The sequence below is a fragment of the Bradyrhizobium sp. USDA 4454 genome (assembly GCF_054822705.1).
The window spans coordinates 5,955,353-5,971,781 of the sequence record NZ_JBTRCN010000001.1 but is presented as its reverse complement, the minus strand read 5'-3'; the positions used below and the strand labels follow the sequence as shown (position 1 = coordinate 5,971,781).

Here is a 16,429-nt window from a genome sequence, read left to right as displayed (position 1 = left end):
GGGGGCGAAGCCATGAATCTCTCCAAATTCTTCATCGACCGGCCGATCTTCGCCGGCGTGCTGTCGATCGTGATCTTCCTGGCCGGCCTGATCTCGCTGCTGGCGATGCCGATCTCGGAATATCCGGATGTGGTGCCGCCGTCGGTCGTGGTGCGTGCGACCTATCCCGGCGCCAATCCGAAGGTGATCGCGGAGACGGTGGCCACGCCGATCGAGGAGCAGATCAACGGCGTCGAGGGCATGCTCTATATGTCGAGCCAGGCGACCACCGATGGCGCGATGACGCTGACGGTGACGTTCCGGCTCGGCACCGATCCCGACAAGGCCACCCAGCTCGTGCAGAACCGGGTGCAGCAGGCCGAGCCCCGCCTGCCGGCCGTGGTGCGCCAGCTCGGCATCATCACCAAGAAGAGCTCGCCCGACCTCACCATGGTCGTGCATCTGCTGTCGCCGAACAACCGCTACGACATGACGTATCTGCGCAACTACGCGGTGCTCAACGTCAAGGACCGATTGGCGCGGATCGACGGCGTCGGCGACGTCCAGCTCTATGGCGCCGGCGACTATTCGATGCGGGTCTGGGTCGATCCGCAGAAGGCGGCCGAACATAGCCTGACCGCGAGCGACGTGGTGCGCGCGATCCAGGCGCAGAACGTCGAGGCCGCCGCTGGCGTGGTCGGCTCCTCGCCGAGCGTCAAGGGCCTCGACCTGCAGCTCTCCGTCAACGCAGAGGGGCGGCTGTCGACCGAGGAGCAGTTCGGCGACATCGTGGTCAAGACCGGTGCGGCCGGCGAAGTGGTGCGGCTGCGCGACGTCGCGCGGATCGAGCTCGGCGCCTCCGAATACGGCCTGCGCTCGCTGCTCGACAACAAGCAGGCGGTCGCGATCCCGATCTTCCAGGCGCCGGGATCGAACGCGCTGGAGATCTCCGACCATGTCCGCGCCACCATGGCCGAGATCAAGAAGAACATGCCGGAAGGCGTGTCCTACCAGATCGTCTACGATCCGACCCAGTTCGTGCGTTCCTCGATCGAGGCCGTGATCCACACCCTGCTCGAGGCGATCGCACTCGTCGTGCTGGTCGTGATCCTGTTCCTGCAGACCTGGCGCGCCTCGATCATCCCGCTGATCGCGGTTCCGGTGTCGATCGTCGGCACCTTCGCGGTGATGCATGTGTTCGGCTTCTCGATCAACGCGCTCAGCCTGTTCGGCCTGGTGCTGGCGATCGGCATCGTGGTCGACGATGCCATCGTCGTGGTCGAGAACGTCGAGCGCAACATCGAATCCGGGCTGTCGCCGCGCGACGCCACCAACCAGGCGATGCGCGAAGTGTCCGGCCCGATCATCGCGATCGCGCTGGTCCTGATCGCGGTGTTCGTGCCGCTCGCCTTCATCTCCGGCCTCACCGGCCAGTTCTACAAGCAGTTCGCGCTGACCATTGCGATCTCGACCGTGATCTCGGCGATCAACTCGCTGACGCTGTCGCCGGCGCTGTCGGCGCTGCTGCTGAAGGGCCATCACGAGCCGAAGGACTGGCTGACCCGGATCATGGAAAAGTCGCTGGGCTGGTTCTTCCGCGGCTTCAACAAGGTCTTCACCAAGTCCTCGGAGAACTACGGCCGCACCGTCACCAAGGTGATCTACGGCAAGGCCGTGGTGATCGGCCTCTACGTGCTCTTGATCGGCGTGACCGGCGTGCTGTTCAAGCAGGTGCCGTCGGGCTTCGTGCCGGGTCAGGACAAGCAGTACCTGGTCGGCTTTGCCCGGCTGCCCGATGGCGCGACGCTCGACCGCACCGAGGAAGTGATCCGCAAGATGAGCGACATCGCGCTGACCCAGCCCGGCGTCGAGAGCTCGGTGGCGTTCCCCGGCCTGTCGATCTCCGGCTTCACCAACTCCTCCAACGCCGGCATCGTGTTCTCGACCCTGAAGCCCTTCGACGAGCGCAAGGATCCGTCGCTCTCGGGACCCGCGATCGCGATGGAGCTGAACAAGAAGTATGCCGGCATCCAGGACGCCTTCATCGCCATGTTCCCGCCGCCGCCGGTCAACGGCCTCGGCACCATCGGCGGCTTCAAGCTGCAGATCGAGGATCGTGCCGGTCTTGGCTATGAGGCGTTGAACGACGCCACCAGGGCGTTCATGGCGGCGATGCAGAAGGCACCGGAGATCGCCGGCGTGTTCTCGAGCTTCCAGGTCAACGTGCCGCAGCTGTTCGCCGACATCGACCGCACCAAGGCGTTGCAGCTCGGCGTGCCCGTCACGGAGGTCTTCAACACGCTGCAGATCTATCTCGGCTCCTACTACGTCAACGACTTCAACAAATTCGGCCGCACCTATTCGGTCTATGTACAGGCCGACGCGCCGTTCCGCGCCCGTGCCGACGATATCAGGCAGTTGAAGGTGCGCTCGTCGTCCGGCGACATGGTGCCGCTGTCGGCGCTGCTGAAGGTCCGCCAGAGCGCAGGCCCGGAGCGTGCGATCCGCTACAACGGCTTCCTGTCGTCGGACATCAACGCAGCGGCCGCGCCCGGGTACTCCTCAGGCCAGGCGCAGGAGGCGGCGACGCGGATCGCGGCCGAGGTGCTGCCGCCGGGCTTCGCCTTTGAATGGACCGACCTGACCTATCAGGAGTTCATCGCCGGCAATTCCGGGCTCTGGGTGTTCCCGCTGGCGATCCTGTTGGTGTTCCTGGTGCTCGCCGCGCTCTATGAGAGCCTGGCGTTGCCGCTCTCGATCATCATGATCGTGCCGATGGGCCTGTTGGCGGCGATGTTCGGCGTCTGGCTGTCGAAGGGCGACAACAACGTCTTCACCCAGATCGGCCTGATCGTGCTGGTCGGATTGTCGGCCAAGAACGCCATCCTGATCGTCGAATTCGCGCGCGAGCTCGAATTCGCCGGGCGGTCACCGATCCGCGCTGCGATCGAGGCGAGCCGCTTAAGGCTGCGGCCGATCCTGATGACCTCGATGGCCTTCATCATGGGCGTGCTGCCGCTGGTGCTGTCGACCGGGGCGGGCTCGGAGATGCGGCGCGCGATGGGTGTCGCGGTGTTCTCCGGCATGATCGGCGTCACGGTGTTCGGCCTGTTCCTGACGCCGGTGTTCTATGTACTGCTGCGCAGCCTCACCGGCATGAAGCCGCTGACGCAGCACGGCGAGGCGACGATCCCCGGAAAGGCACACGCGGCATGATGCCGCGTGTGTAACTTCTAGTGAGTTTCAAGAGGTCAGGCTGCGATATCGAGCAGCAGCAGCGACGAACCGCGGACCAGCACCTTGCGGCCCGCGGGCGTCAGCTCAAACGAGTCGCCGCGCACGGCGACATAGCCGAGCGTGATCAGGCTTTCCACGGCAAATCGATTCAGCCGTGACGGGTTTGCTGCGGGAGCCCGCAGCGCCTTCAGCGCATCCCACTGATCGGGTCTGAGTTCGAATTCTTCGCTCATCGTTCCTGGCACTCCAGAAGTTCTTGGCGTGCGAGATACCGAGCGCAGATGAATTTCGTGCGACCACAACGAGTCAGGATTTCGATTTATGTGGACGCGCCGTCACATCGCCGTGTCATTGGAATACTTCAATTTTTTCGAATCATTGCGGCGCAATAACGCGTGATTGCGTCACAGAGATTAACTGCACGTGGTCACATAGGTTAATCATCGGGGTTAACCGCGCCGCACGCTTGCACCGCCGTCGACCGGCAACGTGACACCGGTCACGAAATTCGCCTCATCAGAGGCGAGAAACAGCGCGGCGTTGGCAACATCCCAGCCGGTGCCCATCTTGTGACGCAGCGGTACCTTGCTGTCACGCTCGGCCTCGACCTCGGCGCGGCTCTTGTTGAATTCGCGCGCCCGCGTGTCCACCGCCATCGGCGTGTTCATCAATCCTGGCAGGATCACGTTTGCGCGAATGCCATATTGCGCATTCTGGTAGGCGAGCTGTTCGGTGAAGGCGATCATCGCCGCCTTGGTCGCCTTGTAGGCGACGTAGGGATAGGTCGTGATCGCGGCCATCGACGAGATGTTGATGATCGAGCCGCGCTGCTGCTGGCGCATGATCGGGATCACGTGCTTGGCGGCGAGGATGCAGCTCTTCAGGTTGATCGCCACGCAACGGTCGAAGGCTTCCTCTGTGATATCGAGCAGCTCGGCGTCGCCGCCGGACAGGCTGACGCCGACATTGTTGTGCAGGATATCGACGCTGCCCCAGCGGCCATGCGCTTCCGCCACCATCGCCTTGATGTCGGCATTCCTGGTGACGTCGGCCTTGACGGCAACTGACGTGCCGCCCTTGGCCGCGATCAGGTCGACGGTCTCCTGCGCCGAAGCCAGATTGTGATCGACGCACAGCACCTTGGCGCCTTCGCGGGCGAAGGTCAGCGCGGTGGCGCGGCCGTTGCCCATGCCCTCGCCGGGGCTCTGGCCGGCGCCGACGACGATGGCGACGCGATCTTTGAGGCGCATCTCACTTCACTCCCGGGATCGGGTACTGTTGCAGTACCTCTTTGTAGGTCGGCTCGTTGTCGATCTGCATTGTGGCGAGCACCCGCACCACGGCGCAGTAGAACGCGATGGTCAGTACCAAATCGGTCATGTGCTCGTCGGACAGCTCCCGCTTGATCTCGGCGAAGGTCGCCTCCGACATTGCGAGCTCGCGCACCATCTCGCGGGCGCCCCTGAGGACCGCTTTCGCCAGCGGTTCGAGCGAACGATGGCTGGCCGTCGGTCTCGGCGATCAGGCCCTTGATGTCCTCGTCGGTGACGCCGAACTCCTTGCCGATCTTCACATGATGGGTGAACTCGTACTCCGACTTCTCGAGCCAGCCGACCTGCAGGATCGCGAGCTCGCGCAAGCGCGGGTCGAGCTTGCTCTTGAAGCGGATGTAGCCGCCGACGCCGTTGAAGGCGCGCGCCATCTCGGGCGAGTTCACCAAGAGCTTGTGCAAATTGGTGTTGCGCTTGAGCATGTCGCGGTATTCTGACGCGACCTGGTTGGCGAGATAGGGCAGGCGGGCCATTGTTGTTGTCCTTGGTTCGGCGGCTTGCGAAACAGGCGGCTACTGCCTCAGCCGTAGAGGGCTTTGTGCTCGCGCTCGTAGTTGGCGTAGGAATCCTTCATGCTGGCGCCGTTGAGCAGCATGGTGGCGACGACGGCGTTGTCGGCATCGAACACCGTCGAGCGCACCCACATGCTCTCGGTGCGCTTGCTGCCCGAGAGCGCCACGACCTCGCGCTCGACCCAATAGGTCTCGCCCGGGAATAGCGGCCCGCGCACAAGCCGGATCTCCTGGTCCGCGAACAGCCCGACCGCGGGACCCCGGACCGGCAGCCGGTCCTCGCGGGCGCGGTACTGGAACAGCACGCTCAGCATCTCCATCGGGATGATGGCGCGGCCCCACGGATTGTGCTCCAGCGAATAATAGTCCGATGGTTCGGTGATCACCTTGAGCTTGTCGGTCAGCGAGAACGGATAGAGGTCGCCCATGTTCTGGTCGAAATCCATCCTGATCGCCTGCCGCTGCGTCTTCATGCCGACCTTGATGTCGGCGAGGATCACCGGATCGGCCAGCGGCTTCAGTTCGCCGAGCCGATGGCTCAGCGCGGTCTCCGTGCCGTCGCCGTCGATCGAGGCGGTGCCGCGCAGGATCTCGGTGCCGTCGCGCTTGATCATCCCAATTGTGCAAACGGTCTGCGCCGGCTTCGGCTTCTCGATCTGGGCCTGCACCTCCTCGCCCTCGAACACCGGGTTGCGGTAATGCGCCGACAGACAGCCGGTGATGAACCAGGCGCGGCCCCAGATCCGCTCGCACAGCGGCGCGAACTGGCTGAAATGGGTCGGTCCCTCGATCGTGCCGCCGCGGAAGCCGAGCTTCTGCGCGGTTGCGTCGTCGTGGATCGACGCGTGGGAGTCGTAGGTCTGGGCCTGCAGCATCTGCTTCGGGCTGCGCCAGGGACCCACCAGCAGACCGTCCTTCTCCACGATTTCCGTCGTGAATGCGGTTTCGACTGTAATCATCCTTGGTCTCCCTTGTCCGCCACCGTTTCAAAGATGCCGGGGTTCGGCAAGCCTCGCAGAGCAATAAGGCTCGGTATGAGCAACAAGGCCTCGCACGCGCAGCACGAGATATGTGCTGCGGCCATGGAACAGGGCTGTTCATGCATAACAAAATCAGTGCATGCTGATGCATGATCATTCGCAGAAAAGACCGGTTCGGACCGGCATGACTTAACCGACGGGGAGCCTGATGGCGTTGATGGAAGTTGGACTGGACGACAAGTACCGGTTGGACACCAAGCGAATCTTCCTCTCCGGTACCCAGGCGTTGGTCCGATTGCCCATGTTGCAGCGCGAACGCGACCGCGCGCACGGGCTGAACACCGCCGGCTTCATCTCCGGTTACCGCGGCTCGCCGCTCGGCATGTACGACCACGCGCTATGGCGGGCGAAATCCTTCCTGAAACAGCATGACATCGCCTTCGTTCCCGGCCTCAACGAGGACCTGGCGGCGACCGCGGTCTGGGGCAGCCAACAGGTCGGCATGTTCCCCGGCGCCAAGGTCGATGGCGTGTTCGGCATCTGGTACGGCAAGGGCCCCGGCGTCGACCGCTCGCTCGATGCGCTCAAGCACGCCAATTCGGCAGGCACCTCGCCGAATGGCGGCGTGATCGCGCTCGCCGGCGACGACCATGGCTGCCAGTCCTCCACGCTCGCGCATCAGAGCGAGCAGGTGTTCGCCTCGGCGCTGATGCCGGTGGTCAATCCGGCCACGCTGCAGGATTATCTCGATCTCGGCATCCTTGGTTTCGCACTGTCGCGCTATTCCGGCTGCTGGGTCGGCTTCAAGGCGATCTCCGAGACGGTGGAAAGCTCGGCCTCGATCGTCAGCGATCCCGACCGCATCAGGATCATCATGCCCGGTGATTTCGAGATGCCGCCGGGCGGGCTCTCGATCCGCTGGCCGGATCCGCCGCTGGAGGCCGAACGTCGTCTGCACGGACCCAAGATGGAGGCCATCGCGGCTTTCGCCCGCGCCAACCGGTTCGACCGCATCGTGCTGGATTCCAAGCCGGCGCGGCTCGGCATCATGGCGACCGGCAAGGCCTATCTCGACCTGCGCCAGGCGCTCGCCGATCTCGGCATCACCGATGCCGAGGCGCAGGCGCTGGGCCTGCGCATCTACAAGGTGGCGCTGACCTGGCCGCTCGAAGCCAACGGCGCGCGCGCCTTCGCCGAGGGCTTGCAGGACGTGCTCGTGGTCGAGGAAAAGCGCGGCTTCATCGAGGACCAGCTGGTCCGCATCCTCTACAACATGGACGCTGCGAGGCGTCCGTCGGTGGTCGGCAAGCGCGACGAGAGCGGCGCGCCGCTGCTGCCGAGCGAGGGCGAGCTGACGCCGACCATGGTCGCCGCCGCCGTCGTGGCACGGCTGCGCAAGCTCGGCCATCGCAGTCCGCTGCTGGAGCAGCGTTTGGCAAAACTCGAGGCGTTCGATCGCCCGGCCGAGGGCACCGGCACCGCGAAGCTGCAACGCACACCGTATTTCTGCTCGGGCTGCCCGCACAATTCGTCGACCAAGATTCCCGAGGGCAGCCGCGCCATGGCCGGCATCGGTTGTCACGGCATGGCGTTGTCAGTGCCGAACCGCAACACCCAGACCATCTCGCATATGGGCGCGGAGGGCGTGAGCTGGATCGGGCAGGCGCCGTTCACCAGCGAACAGCACGTGTTCCAGAATCTCGGCGACGGCACCTATACGCATTCGGGCCTTCTGGCGCTGCGCGCGGCCGCGGCCGCCGGCGTCAACATCACCTACAAGATCCTCTACAACGATGCGGTGGCGATGACCGGCGGCCAGCCCGCCGAAGGCGGCTTCACGGTATCGCAGATCGCGCATCAGGTCTGGGCGGAGGGCACCAAGAAACTTGCGATCGTCTCCGACGATCCGGACAAATATCCCGCCAATTATTTCCCGCCGGGCGCCACCATCCACCATCGCCGCGAGCTCGATGCCGTGCAGCGCACCTTGCGCGAGATCGAAGGCCTCACCGTCCTGATCTACGACCAGACCTGCGCCGCCGAGAAGCGACGCCGCCGCAAGCGCGGGCTGTTTCCCGATCCGGCCAAGCGCGTCTTCATCAACGAGCGCGTCTGCGAAGGCTGCGGCGATTGCTCGGTGGCGTCGAACTGCGTCTCGGTGCAGCCGCTGGAGACCGAGCTCGGCCGCAAGCGCCGCATCGACCAGTCGAACTGCAACAAGGATTTCTCCTGCATCGAGGGCTTCTGCCCGAGCTTCGTGATGGTGCAGGATCCCAAGCTGCGCAAGGCCGACCGCACCGCGGCCGATCCGAAGGCGTTGTTCGCCGACCTGCCGACGCCGACTGTGGCCGCGTTGAGCAACCCCTACAACATCCTGATCACCGGCATCGGCGGCACCGGCGTTATCACCATCGGCGCGCTGCTCGGCATGGCCGCACATGTCGAGGGGCTGGCCTGCTCGACGCTCGACTTCACCGGCCTGTCACAGAAGAACGGCGCGGTCGTGAGCCATGTCCGGCTGGCGCCGACCTCGGACATGCTGACCACGGTCCGCATCGCGCCGGGCAATGCCAATCTGATCCTCGGCTGCGATCTCGTCGTGGCCACCAGCGTGCCGGCGCTGAGCCGCGCCGAACGCGGCGTCACCCGCGCCGTCGTCAACGCCGATCTGCTGCCGACGGCGAGCTTCGTGATCGATCCCGATATCGATTTCGAGGCCGGCTCGATGCGCGATGCGCTGAACGGCGCCGTGACGCCCGGCGATCTCGACATCCTCGACGCCACGGGGCTTGCCACCGCGCTGATGGGCGACAGCATCGCGACCAACGCCTTCATGCTCGGCTTCGCGTTCCAGCGCGGCGCGATCCCGCTGTCGCTGGAGGCGATCCTGAAGGCAATCGAGCTCAACGGCGCCGCGATCGAGATGAACAAGACCGCGTTCTCGTGGGGGCGGCTTGCCGCGCATGACCTGCAGCGCGTGGTCAGCGCCGCGCGCTTCAAGAATGCGGGCACAGCTCCTGCCAAGAAGACGCTCGATGAGGCGATCGCGTTCCGCGCCAAATTCCTCACCGACTACCAGGACGCGGCCTACGCCAAGCGCTATCTCGACGACGTCGCGCGCGTCCGCACGGCCGAGGCCGCGGCGGCGCCGGGCTCGCAGCACCTGACCGAGGCATTTGCAAAAGGCCTGTTCAAGCTGATGGCCTACAAGGACGAATATGAGGTCGCGCGGCTCTATTCGGATGGCGAGTTTTCGAAGGCCTTGAGGGAGCAGTTCGAGGGCAATTCGGGTTTGAAGGTCTTGCTGGCGCCGCCGCTGCTGGCGCAGCGCGATCCCGTCACCGGGCGGTTGCAGAAGCGCGAATTCGGCCCGTGGATCTTCAAGGCGTTCGGCTTGCTGGCCGGCCTGAAGGGCCTGCGCGGCACCGCATTCGACATCTTCGGCTACACCGCCGAGCGCAAGATGGAGCGCGCGCTGCCGGTCGAGTATTCGGCGATGATCCTGCGTCATCTCGACGGCAACAAGCCGCTCGATCTGCCGCGGCTGGTAGCGCTGGCCAAGGCTGCGGACCTCGTGCGCGGCTACGGCCACATCAAGGAAGGCAACGTCGCCCGCTACCGCACCGAATGCGCGCGGCTGGAGCGTGCGATCGGCCAGCCGCTGGCGCAGGCGGCCGAATAGGGGAACTTTCCCCGGCCGCCCTGGTTGACCGGTAACCCTGCCCGCAACCAGCGGCTGGATTCGCGCGGCCGGGTTCCTACATGATGGCTGTTCTGTTCGAGTGATTTCAGGAGGCCCTTTTGACGGTCCTGAAAAACGTTTTGGTTGCAACTGTTTGCGCTGCGTGCCTGGCATGGGGTGGTGTGGCGCTGGCCGATGACTACCGCCCGAGCGAGTTCTTCAGCCTCGATCTCTCCCGGGCCGTGCTGTCGCCGAAGCCGCTTGGCCCGCCGGCGCAGTTCGAGCCGGTTCCGGTCGAGGCGAAGGCCGACCATGGTCCGGATCAGCGTGCAGCCGCCGAACCGAAGGTTGAGGAGCCGAAGGTCGAGCGGCAGAAGCCGGTGTGGACCACCAAGGTGACGACGCCGCGCGAGACGGCACCGCGAGAGCGGAAGCGCGCAGTCGCGCACGTTCCTGCTCGCGCCAAGCTCGCGCGTCGGCATTCCAACCCGCTCGATGCCGAAGCCCGCGATACGCGAATCCAGACCTGGCCGTGCCGCACCGGCGGCATCTGCAACTGGCAGCGGTGAGAGGCGGCGGCGCTTCTGGTTGTCTCATTCGCCTGGACAGCTATCCCGTCATCCTGAGGTGCAGCGGAGCGAGCCTCGAAGGATGCACGGCCCCGATCTAGTAGCCGGGCGCCGGGCCGTCGATCCTTCGAGACGGCGCGACGCGCCTCCTCAGGATGACGGGTTTGGCGCGTGAGCGCTCGTTGCTCGATGCCATTCCCAGAATCCCCTAAGTCATCCCGCCGTCGTAAAACCGTCGGCCGAGAGTCAAGAAACCGTCAGGGCGGAGTCAAACGGCGCAGGCAAAACCTTCGTTGCGATTCGACGAAGGTTGTTCGATGCCGACAGCGATCTCCGCAAGGGGGCGAGGCCTTACAAGGCGTCAACTTCTGGTGCGCTCGGCGTCGACGGCTGCGCTCGCTGGATTGGGCGCGCTGGCAAGGCCCTATCTGAGCCGGGCCGTGGATCGGCCCGTGATCGCGGGGATCCAGTCCGGCGACGTCGCCGGCGATTCCGCTGTGATCTGGGCCCGCGCCGATCGCGCTGCGCGCATGCGGATCGAATGCGCTTCCGTCGAGAGCTTTGGCAGCATCCTGCGCAGCGCGACCGCCGACGCGCTGCCGGAACGCGACTTCACCGCAAAACTGCTGCTGGATGGCCTGCCGCCGGGGCAGGACCTGTTCTATCGCGTCAGCTTCGAGGATCGCGACGGCCTTGTCGGCGAAAGCCGCATCGGCCATTTCCGCACCGCGCCTGTCGACCGCCGCTCGGTCTCGTTCGTCTGGTCCGGCGACGTCGTCGGCCAGGGCTGGGGCATCGACCCCGCGCGCGGCGGCCTGCGGAGCTATCGCACCATGCTGAACGAGCGGGCGGACTTCTTCATCCATTCCGGCGATCACATCTATGCGGATTGCACGGTGCCGTCGGAGCAGGCGCTGCCGAACGGCGAGATCTGGCGCAACATCGTCACCCCTGAGAAATCCGTCGTCGCGCAGACTCTTGAGCAGTTTCGCGGCAACTACAAATACAACTGGCTCGACGAGAATTTCCGCGCCTTCCATGCCGAGGTGCCCGTGTTCGCGCAGTGGGACGACCATGAGGTGGCGGACGACTGGTCGCCGATCGGCACCGCCGACGCGACCGGCTACGACGCCGACGGCAATGCGAAGCTGGTGGCGCGGGCGCGGCGTGCGTTCCACGAATTCATGCCGATGCGGCTGATGCCGGAGCGCGATGGCCGGGTATATCGCAAGATCGCTTACGGGCCGCTGCTCGACGTCTTCGTCATCGACATGCGCTCCTACCGCGATTCGAGCTGGAACAAGCAGGGCGATCCAGAGCAGACCTTTATTCTCGGCGAAAGCCAGCTTGCCTGGCTGAAGCGCGAGCTGGCGGCATCGGACGCTGTCTGGAAGGTGATCGCGGCCGATCTGCCGATCGGCCTCATCAGCCTCGATGCGGTTGCGCTCGGCGACGGGCCGCCCGAGCGGCGCGAGCACGAGATCGCCGATCTGCTGTCTTTCATGAAGCGCGCCGGCATCCGCAACACGGTGTGGCTCACGGCGGACATGCACTACACCGCGGCGCATTACTATGATCCGAACCGCGCCGTGTTCCAGGAGTTCGAGCCGTTCTGGGAGTTCGTCTCCGGCCCGCTGCATGCAGGCACCTGGTCGCCGGGCGCGCTCGACAACACCTTCGGCCCGAAGGCGATTTACCAGAAGGGCTGCACCGCCGAGCAGGGCGACAATCTCGCGCCCTGCTTCGGCCTGCAATTCTTCGGCCGCGTCGACATCGACGGCAAGACCGGTGTGATGACGGTGACGCTGAAGGACGTCGACAACCACGATCTCTGGTCGGTCGTCATCGAGCCAAGGCCGGACGCGCGGCCCGGCCAGATCATGGCGCAGCACATCTAGTGTGCTGAATGCGAAGTTCATACGGTCTCGCGGCAGCCACTTTCACGAACTTCGCATTCATAAAGCACACTAGAATCATAAGTTTGCTAGTGTCCCTATCGAATCCGCAGTTCGCTCCGAAGGTGCGGCAAGTGATGCGAACTTCAGATTCGGGACACTAGCCCCACCACCAGTCCCGTCGCGACATCTTGATTGCTTGCGCCCTTGCCCGAAGGGGCGGTTTGCGGGCAGACTGTGCGCTGGCAGTCCTGCCAATTTCATTCCCACGAAACGATTTGCTGGCGTGACGTCGTCGATTTCTTCGGCGTCCCACGCGTCAGGAGCTATCCATGGAAAATCTGCAGACACAGGGCATCAGCCTGCCGCGGCTCGGGCTCGGCACTTTCCGCATGCAGGGCGATGCCTGCCGCGCGGCGGTCGAGAGCGCACTCGGGCTCGGTTACCGGCACATCGACACCGCCGAGATGTACGCCAATGAAGAGCCGATCGGCGCGGCGATCACTGCCTCAAATGTCCCGCGCAAGGACCTGCATGTCACCACCAAGGTCTGGCACGAGAATTTGGCGCCGGATGCGATCCGGACCGCGTTCGACGCCAGCCTGAAGAAGCTGCGGCTCGACCATGTCGATCTCTATCTGGTGCACTGGCCGTCGAAGAATATGAAGCTGCCGGCGGTGTTCGAGACACTGATGCGACTGAAGCAGGAGGGCCGCGTCCGTGCCATCGGCGTCGCCAATTTCACCACCGCGCTGCTCAAGACCGTGGTCGAAGAGATCAAGGCGCCGATCGCCTGCAACCAGATCGAATATCACGCGATGCTGGACCAGACCCCGGTGCGGACATATCTCGCCGCGAAATCGATCCCGCTGGTGGCCTATTGCCCGCTGGCGCAGGGCCGTTTCGCGACCGACGAGACGCTGGCGAAAATCGGTAGGAAGCATGATGCGACCGCAGCCCAGGTGGCGCTGAAATGGCTGCTCGATCAGGACGGCGTCGCGGCGATCCCGAAAGCCTCGCGTGCCGAAAGCCAGCAGGCCAATCTCGACGCGCTGAAGGTCAGACTCGACGACGACGATCGCAAGGCGATTGCGGCATTGCGCAAGGACATGCGCTGCGTCAATCCGGGATTTGCCCCGGCGTGGGACTGAACCCGTCGACCACCGAACAAGAAAGCTGAAAAAGAAAATGGCTCCGCGAGGAGCCATTTTCCGTTGTGTCGGACTCTTGGATGTGTCGGTGATTAGTAGCGATCGCGCCGGATCACGACCGTGCGGTCATGGTCGTGATGCCAGCCGCGATGCCAACCACGGTCATGGCGCATCTCGGCGCGCGCACCCCAGCCGCGATCCCAGTGATGGTGATGGCCGCGCTTGATCACGACGGTCTCGGCGCTCGCGATCGACGGAACGGCCACTGCAAGCGTGCCAATCGCCGCAAGAACAAAACCAATCTTTTTCATGTCATCCTCCTCAAATGATGTGACGAGAAAACCGTGCAGGCATCGAAACGTTCCTCCGGAACTGGACGAGTTTTCTGAACGCTTGTTCAGCAACTCTTGCGGTGCAGCGCTCGCCTTGCGATCGCTGCACAACCGATAGGTAAGCGTCATCGCCTCCTTCGGCGGCCTTGCCTAACTACTGCGTCCGACGCATCATCGCACCAGAAAATCAATGTTCGGGGGGACGTTGCGGTGAGCGAATTTTCACGCCGGGATTTCTTGAAGGGTACGGGATCGGCGGCTGCTGCCGCCATTGCTGGGCCGGCCGCAGCCGCGATGGGGCCGGACGACAAGTTCGACCTCGTGATCAAGAGTGGCGACGTGATCGATCCCAGCCAGTCGCTGCGCGGCAAGCGCGACATCGGCATCCGCTGGGGCCTGATCGAGGGGATCGAGGACGAGATTCCGGCCGCGCGCGCCAGCAAGATCATCGACGCGTCGGGCAAGCTCGTGATGCCGGGCCTCGTCGATCTGCACTGCCACGTCTACCCCTATGGATCCGCGATCGGCATTCCCGCCGACGAGCTGGTGCAATTCCAGGGCACCACTACCGTGGTCTCGGCTGGCGACGCCGGCGTCAACAACCTCGCGGCGCTGCGACGCTTCATCGTGGCGCAGTCGCGGACGCGGATCTATGCTTTCGTCCACATCGCCAATAACGGCCTGTCGGCGTTCCCGGTGGCCGAGCTCTACAACATCGACAACGCCCAGGTCGAAGCCTGCGCGATGGCGCTGGCCGAGAACCCGGACTTCCTGATCGGGGTCAAGGTGCGGATGTCGGAGAACGTCATCTTCAAGCACGGCATCGAGCCGCTGAAGCGCGGCATCCAGGCGTGCGAGATGTGCGGCTGGCCGGCGCGGATGATGGTGCATATCGGCGGCGTCGAGACCAAGGAGCTGATGTCCGACATTCTCGATCTGCTGCGGCCGGGCGATATCCTCACCCATGCCTATTCCGGCGCGCCGAACATGTCCGGCGCCTTCACCAACATCGTGCAGGACGGCAAGCTGTTGCCCGCAGCGCTCGCGGCGAAGCAGCGCGGCGTGCTGTTCGACGTCGGCCATGGCGGCGGCAGTTTTGACTTTACGGTGGCCGAGATCGCAATTCCGGCGGGCTGCACACCCGACACGATCTCTTCCGACATCCACGTCTTCTCCGGCAATTCGCCCGGCATCCCGTTCCTGCCGAACGTGATGAGCAAGTTCTTGGCGATGGGCTCCTCGCTGGATCAGGTCGTCGCGATGGCGACCTCGGCGCCGGCGCGGATCATCAACCGGGCGCCCAAGATCGGCACGCTGCAGCGCGGCGCGCCCGGCGACGTCGCGATCATGGATCTCGTCGAAGGTCCCGTCACCTTCGTCGACACCCGCAACAACAGGCGCGACGGCAATCAGCACCTGAAGCCGGTGCAAACCGTGGTCAACGGCGTGCCGTTCGGAAGGCCCTATCAGGCGCCGTTTTCGGTGAGGTGAGCGCGGATCATGAGCCGCGCTTCTCGACATTGCTGCTACGCGCGGGCACGCCGAATTCCTTGCGGCACACCTCGGCCAGCACCGCGACACCCTCGCGAATTTGCTCGTGCGAGGGGCTCGCGAAGCAGAGCCGCAGCCGGCTGCCGGAATGCGCCTTGCTGGTCGACCATTCCGGTCCCGGATTGATCGAGACGCCGGCCGCAAGTGCGGCCTGATAGAGCTTCAACGTGTCGACATTGTCGGGCAGCTTGACCCAGAGGAAAATGCCGCCCTTCGGTGCCTCGAACTCGGCCGCAGTGCCGAACTGCTCGTTGAGCGCCTCCATTAGCGTGTCGAGTTTTGCGCGCAGTCCTCGCGTCAGTTTGGGCACGTGGGTCGCGAAATGCGGCGCGCAATATTCCGCGAGCACCATCTGCTCCAGCGCGCCGGAGCCGGCATCGGTCTTCAGCGGCAGCATCCGCGACATGATTTCCCACGGCGCGACGATGAAGCCGACCCGCAGCGCCGGCGCGATCGATTTCGAGAACGAGCCGATATGGATCACGCCGCCATGCGTGCTCATGGCGTAGATCGCGGGCGGCCGCTGACCGTTCCAGATCAGATCGGCATAGCAATCGTCCTCGAAGATCGGCACGCCGTATTCCTTCGACAGCTTCAGCATCTCGGCGCGTCGGCTTTCGGGCAGGATCGAGCCGGTCGGGTTCTGCACGGTCGGGATGGTGTAGATGTATTTCGGCGTGATGCCGCGCTGCTTGTGATCGGCGAGCGCGGCCGCCAACGCATCGATCCTGATGCCATCGGCGTCGAGGGGAATGCCGACCGCGTTGACGCCGAGCCGCGTGAGCCGGTTCAGCGAGCCCTGATAGGTCTCCTGCTCGATCAGCACGGTGTCGCCCTTTGCGAGCAGGGTTTGATTGACCAGATCGAGCGCCTGCAGCGAGCCGGAGACGATCATGATCTCGTCCGGCGTGCAGGCAATTCCCGCATCGCGCTTCAGCTTCTCGGTGAGGAACTGGCGCAGCGGCAGATAGCCTTGCGGCCCGTGCGCGAGGTTGTAGGTCGCGAGATTCCGCCCCTCGCGCTTCAGCACGGCGTTGACCGCCTCCAATAGTCCGTCGACCGGGACCTGGTCGGGATCGTTGTTGCCGCCGACGAAGCTGTATTTGGCGAGCCCGGTCCAGCGCGCGGACGGTGCAGGCAGGCCAGCCGGGAGCAGTGATGCAAAATCGAACTGGGCTGAGGTGGACATGGGACGTTTCGCTCCGTGTTG

General features: G+C 64.5%; 12 protein-coding genes and 1 pseudogene. 6 read left to right on the top strand and 7 right to left on the bottom strand.

The features are described 5' to 3' along the window. The first annotated feature begins 12 nt into the window (after positions 1 to 12). A complete protein-coding gene (locus ACVIW0_RS27770; RefSeq protein ID WP_461355242.1) occupies positions 13 to 3,195 on the top strand; it encodes an efflux RND transporter permease subunit in 3,183 nt (1,060 codons plus the stop codon). Positions 3,196 to 3,230: 35 nt separating this feature from the next. Here ACVIW0_RS27770 and ACVIW0_RS27765 read toward each other — a convergent pair whose 3' ends face one another. The 5 genes and pseudogenes from ACVIW0_RS27765 to ACVIW0_RS27745 all read right to left on the bottom strand — a co-directional run bounded on the left by ACVIW0_RS27765 (position 3,231) and on the right by ACVIW0_RS27745 (position 6,018). Then, positions 3,231 to 3,449 carry a hypothetical protein gene (locus ACVIW0_RS27765; RefSeq protein ID WP_028334528.1) on the bottom strand — a complete coding sequence of 73 codons (219 nt, stop codon included), beginning with the start codon at positions 3,447 to 3,449 and terminating at the stop codon, positions 3,231 to 3,233. 216 nt (positions 3,450 to 3,665) lie between these two features. Next, positions 3,666 to 4,466 carry an SDR family NAD(P)-dependent oxidoreductase gene (locus ACVIW0_RS27760; protein ID WP_461355241.1) on the bottom strand — a complete coding sequence of 267 codons (801 nt, stop codon included), beginning with the start codon at positions 4,464 to 4,466 and terminating at the stop codon, positions 3,666 to 3,668. Position 4,467: 1 nt separating this feature from the next. Further along, complete coding sequence (locus tag ACVIW0_RS27755; protein WP_461357564.1) at positions 4,468 to 4,647, bottom strand: hypothetical protein; 180 nt, start codon at positions 4,645 to 4,647, stop codon at positions 4,468 to 4,470. 145 nt (positions 4,648 to 4,792) lie between these two features. Continuing rightward, positions 4,793 to 4,918 (bottom strand): annotated as a pseudogene (locus ACVIW0_RS27750) (carboxymuconolactone decarboxylase family protein); the annotation flags it as partial. A gap of 149 nt (positions 4,919 to 5,067) precedes the next feature. Further along, entirely contained in the window at positions 5,068 to 6,018 is a 951-nt protein-coding gene (locus ACVIW0_RS27745) for a hypothetical protein (protein ID WP_461355240.1), read from the bottom strand. Positions 6,019 to 6,247: 229 nt separating this feature from the next. Here ACVIW0_RS27745 and ACVIW0_RS27740 point away from each other — a divergent pair, with 229 nt between their 5' ends. From ACVIW0_RS27740 to ACVIW0_RS27725, 4 genes are all read left to right on the top strand, one after another. Continuing rightward, positions 6,248 to 9,721: an indolepyruvate ferredoxin oxidoreductase family protein gene (locus ACVIW0_RS27740; protein ID WP_461355239.1), complete on the top strand. Its 3,474-nt coding sequence runs from the start codon at positions 6,248 to 6,250 to the stop codon at positions 9,719 to 9,721. A gap of 182 nt (positions 9,722 to 9,903) precedes the next feature. Beyond that, positions 9,904 to 10,290 (top strand): hypothetical protein, encoded by a 387-nt coding sequence (locus tag ACVIW0_RS27735; RefSeq protein ID WP_461355238.1) that lies wholly within the window; start codon positions 9,904 to 9,906, stop codon positions 10,288 to 10,290. 317 nt (positions 10,291 to 10,607) lie between these two features. Next, positions 10,608 to 12,188, top strand: coding sequence for an alkaline phosphatase D family protein (locus tag ACVIW0_RS27730; protein ID WP_461355237.1), 1,581 nt, complete (start codon positions 10,608 to 10,610; stop codon positions 12,186 to 12,188). 329 nt (positions 12,189 to 12,517) lie between these two features. Next, on the top strand, positions 12,518 to 13,336 hold the full coding sequence (locus ACVIW0_RS27725) for an aldo/keto reductase (protein WP_461355236.1): 819 nt from the start codon (positions 12,518 to 12,520) through the stop codon (positions 13,334 to 13,336). A gap of 92 nt (positions 13,337 to 13,428) precedes the next feature. On the opposite strand, the gene ACVIW0_RS27720 is transcribed toward ACVIW0_RS27725, so the two are convergent. Beyond that, positions 13,429 to 13,647: a hypothetical protein gene (locus tag ACVIW0_RS27720; RefSeq protein ID WP_050423087.1), complete on the bottom strand. Its 219-nt coding sequence runs from the start codon at positions 13,645 to 13,647 to the stop codon at positions 13,429 to 13,431. 231 nt (positions 13,648 to 13,878) lie between these two features. Here ACVIW0_RS27720 and ACVIW0_RS27715 point away from each other — a divergent pair, with 231 nt between their 5' ends. Next, the gene (locus tag ACVIW0_RS27715; protein ID WP_461355235.1) at positions 13,879 to 15,159 is read left to right on the top strand and encodes an amidohydrolase family protein; all 1,281 of its coding nucleotides are present in this window, start codon (positions 13,879 to 13,881) and stop codon (positions 15,157 to 15,159) included. Between the two features lie 7 nt (positions 15,160 to 15,166). Here the strand turns inward: ACVIW0_RS27715 and ACVIW0_RS27710 are convergent, their stop codons facing one another. Then, complete coding sequence (locus ACVIW0_RS27710; RefSeq protein ID WP_461355234.1) at positions 15,167 to 16,408, bottom strand: aminotransferase-like domain-containing protein; 1,242 nt, start codon at positions 16,406 to 16,408, stop codon at positions 15,167 to 15,169. Between the last annotated feature and the right edge of the window lie 21 nt (positions 16,409 to 16,429).

Coding starts and splice junctions, on each gene's coding strand:
- ACVIW0_RS27770 (WP_461355242.1), top strand. CDS start 13: ATGAATCTCTCCAAATTCTTCATCGACCGGCCGATCTTCGCCGGCGTG.
- ACVIW0_RS27765 (WP_028334528.1), bottom strand. CDS start 3,449: ATGAGCGAAGAATTCGAACTCAGACCCGATCAGTGGGATGCGCTGAAG.
- ACVIW0_RS27760 (WP_461355241.1), bottom strand. CDS start 4,466: ATGCGCCTCAAAGATCGCGTCGCCATCGTCGTCGGCGCCGGCCAGAGC.
- ACVIW0_RS27755 (WP_461357564.1), bottom strand. CDS start 4,647: ATGTCGGAGGCGACCTTCGCCGAGATCAAGCGGGAGCTGTCCGACGAG.
- ACVIW0_RS27745 (WP_461355240.1), bottom strand. CDS start 6,018: ATGATTACAGTCGAAACCGCATTCACGACGGAAATCGTGGAGAAGGAC.
- ACVIW0_RS27740 (WP_461355239.1), top strand. CDS start 6,248: ATGGCGTTGATGGAAGTTGGACTGGACGACAAGTACCGGTTGGACACC.
- ACVIW0_RS27730 (WP_461355237.1), top strand. CDS start 10,608: ATGCCGACAGCGATCTCCGCAAGGGGGCGAGGCCTTACAAGGCGTCAA.
- ACVIW0_RS27725 (WP_461355236.1), top strand. CDS start 12,518: ATGGAAAATCTGCAGACACAGGGCATCAGCCTGCCGCGGCTCGGGCTC.
- ACVIW0_RS27720 (WP_050423087.1), bottom strand. CDS start 13,647: ATGAAAAAGATTGGTTTTGTTCTTGCGGCGATTGGCACGCTTGCAGTG.
- ACVIW0_RS27710 (WP_461355234.1), bottom strand. CDS start 16,408: ATGTCCACCTCAGCCCAGTTCGATTTTGCATCACTGCTCCCGGCTGGC.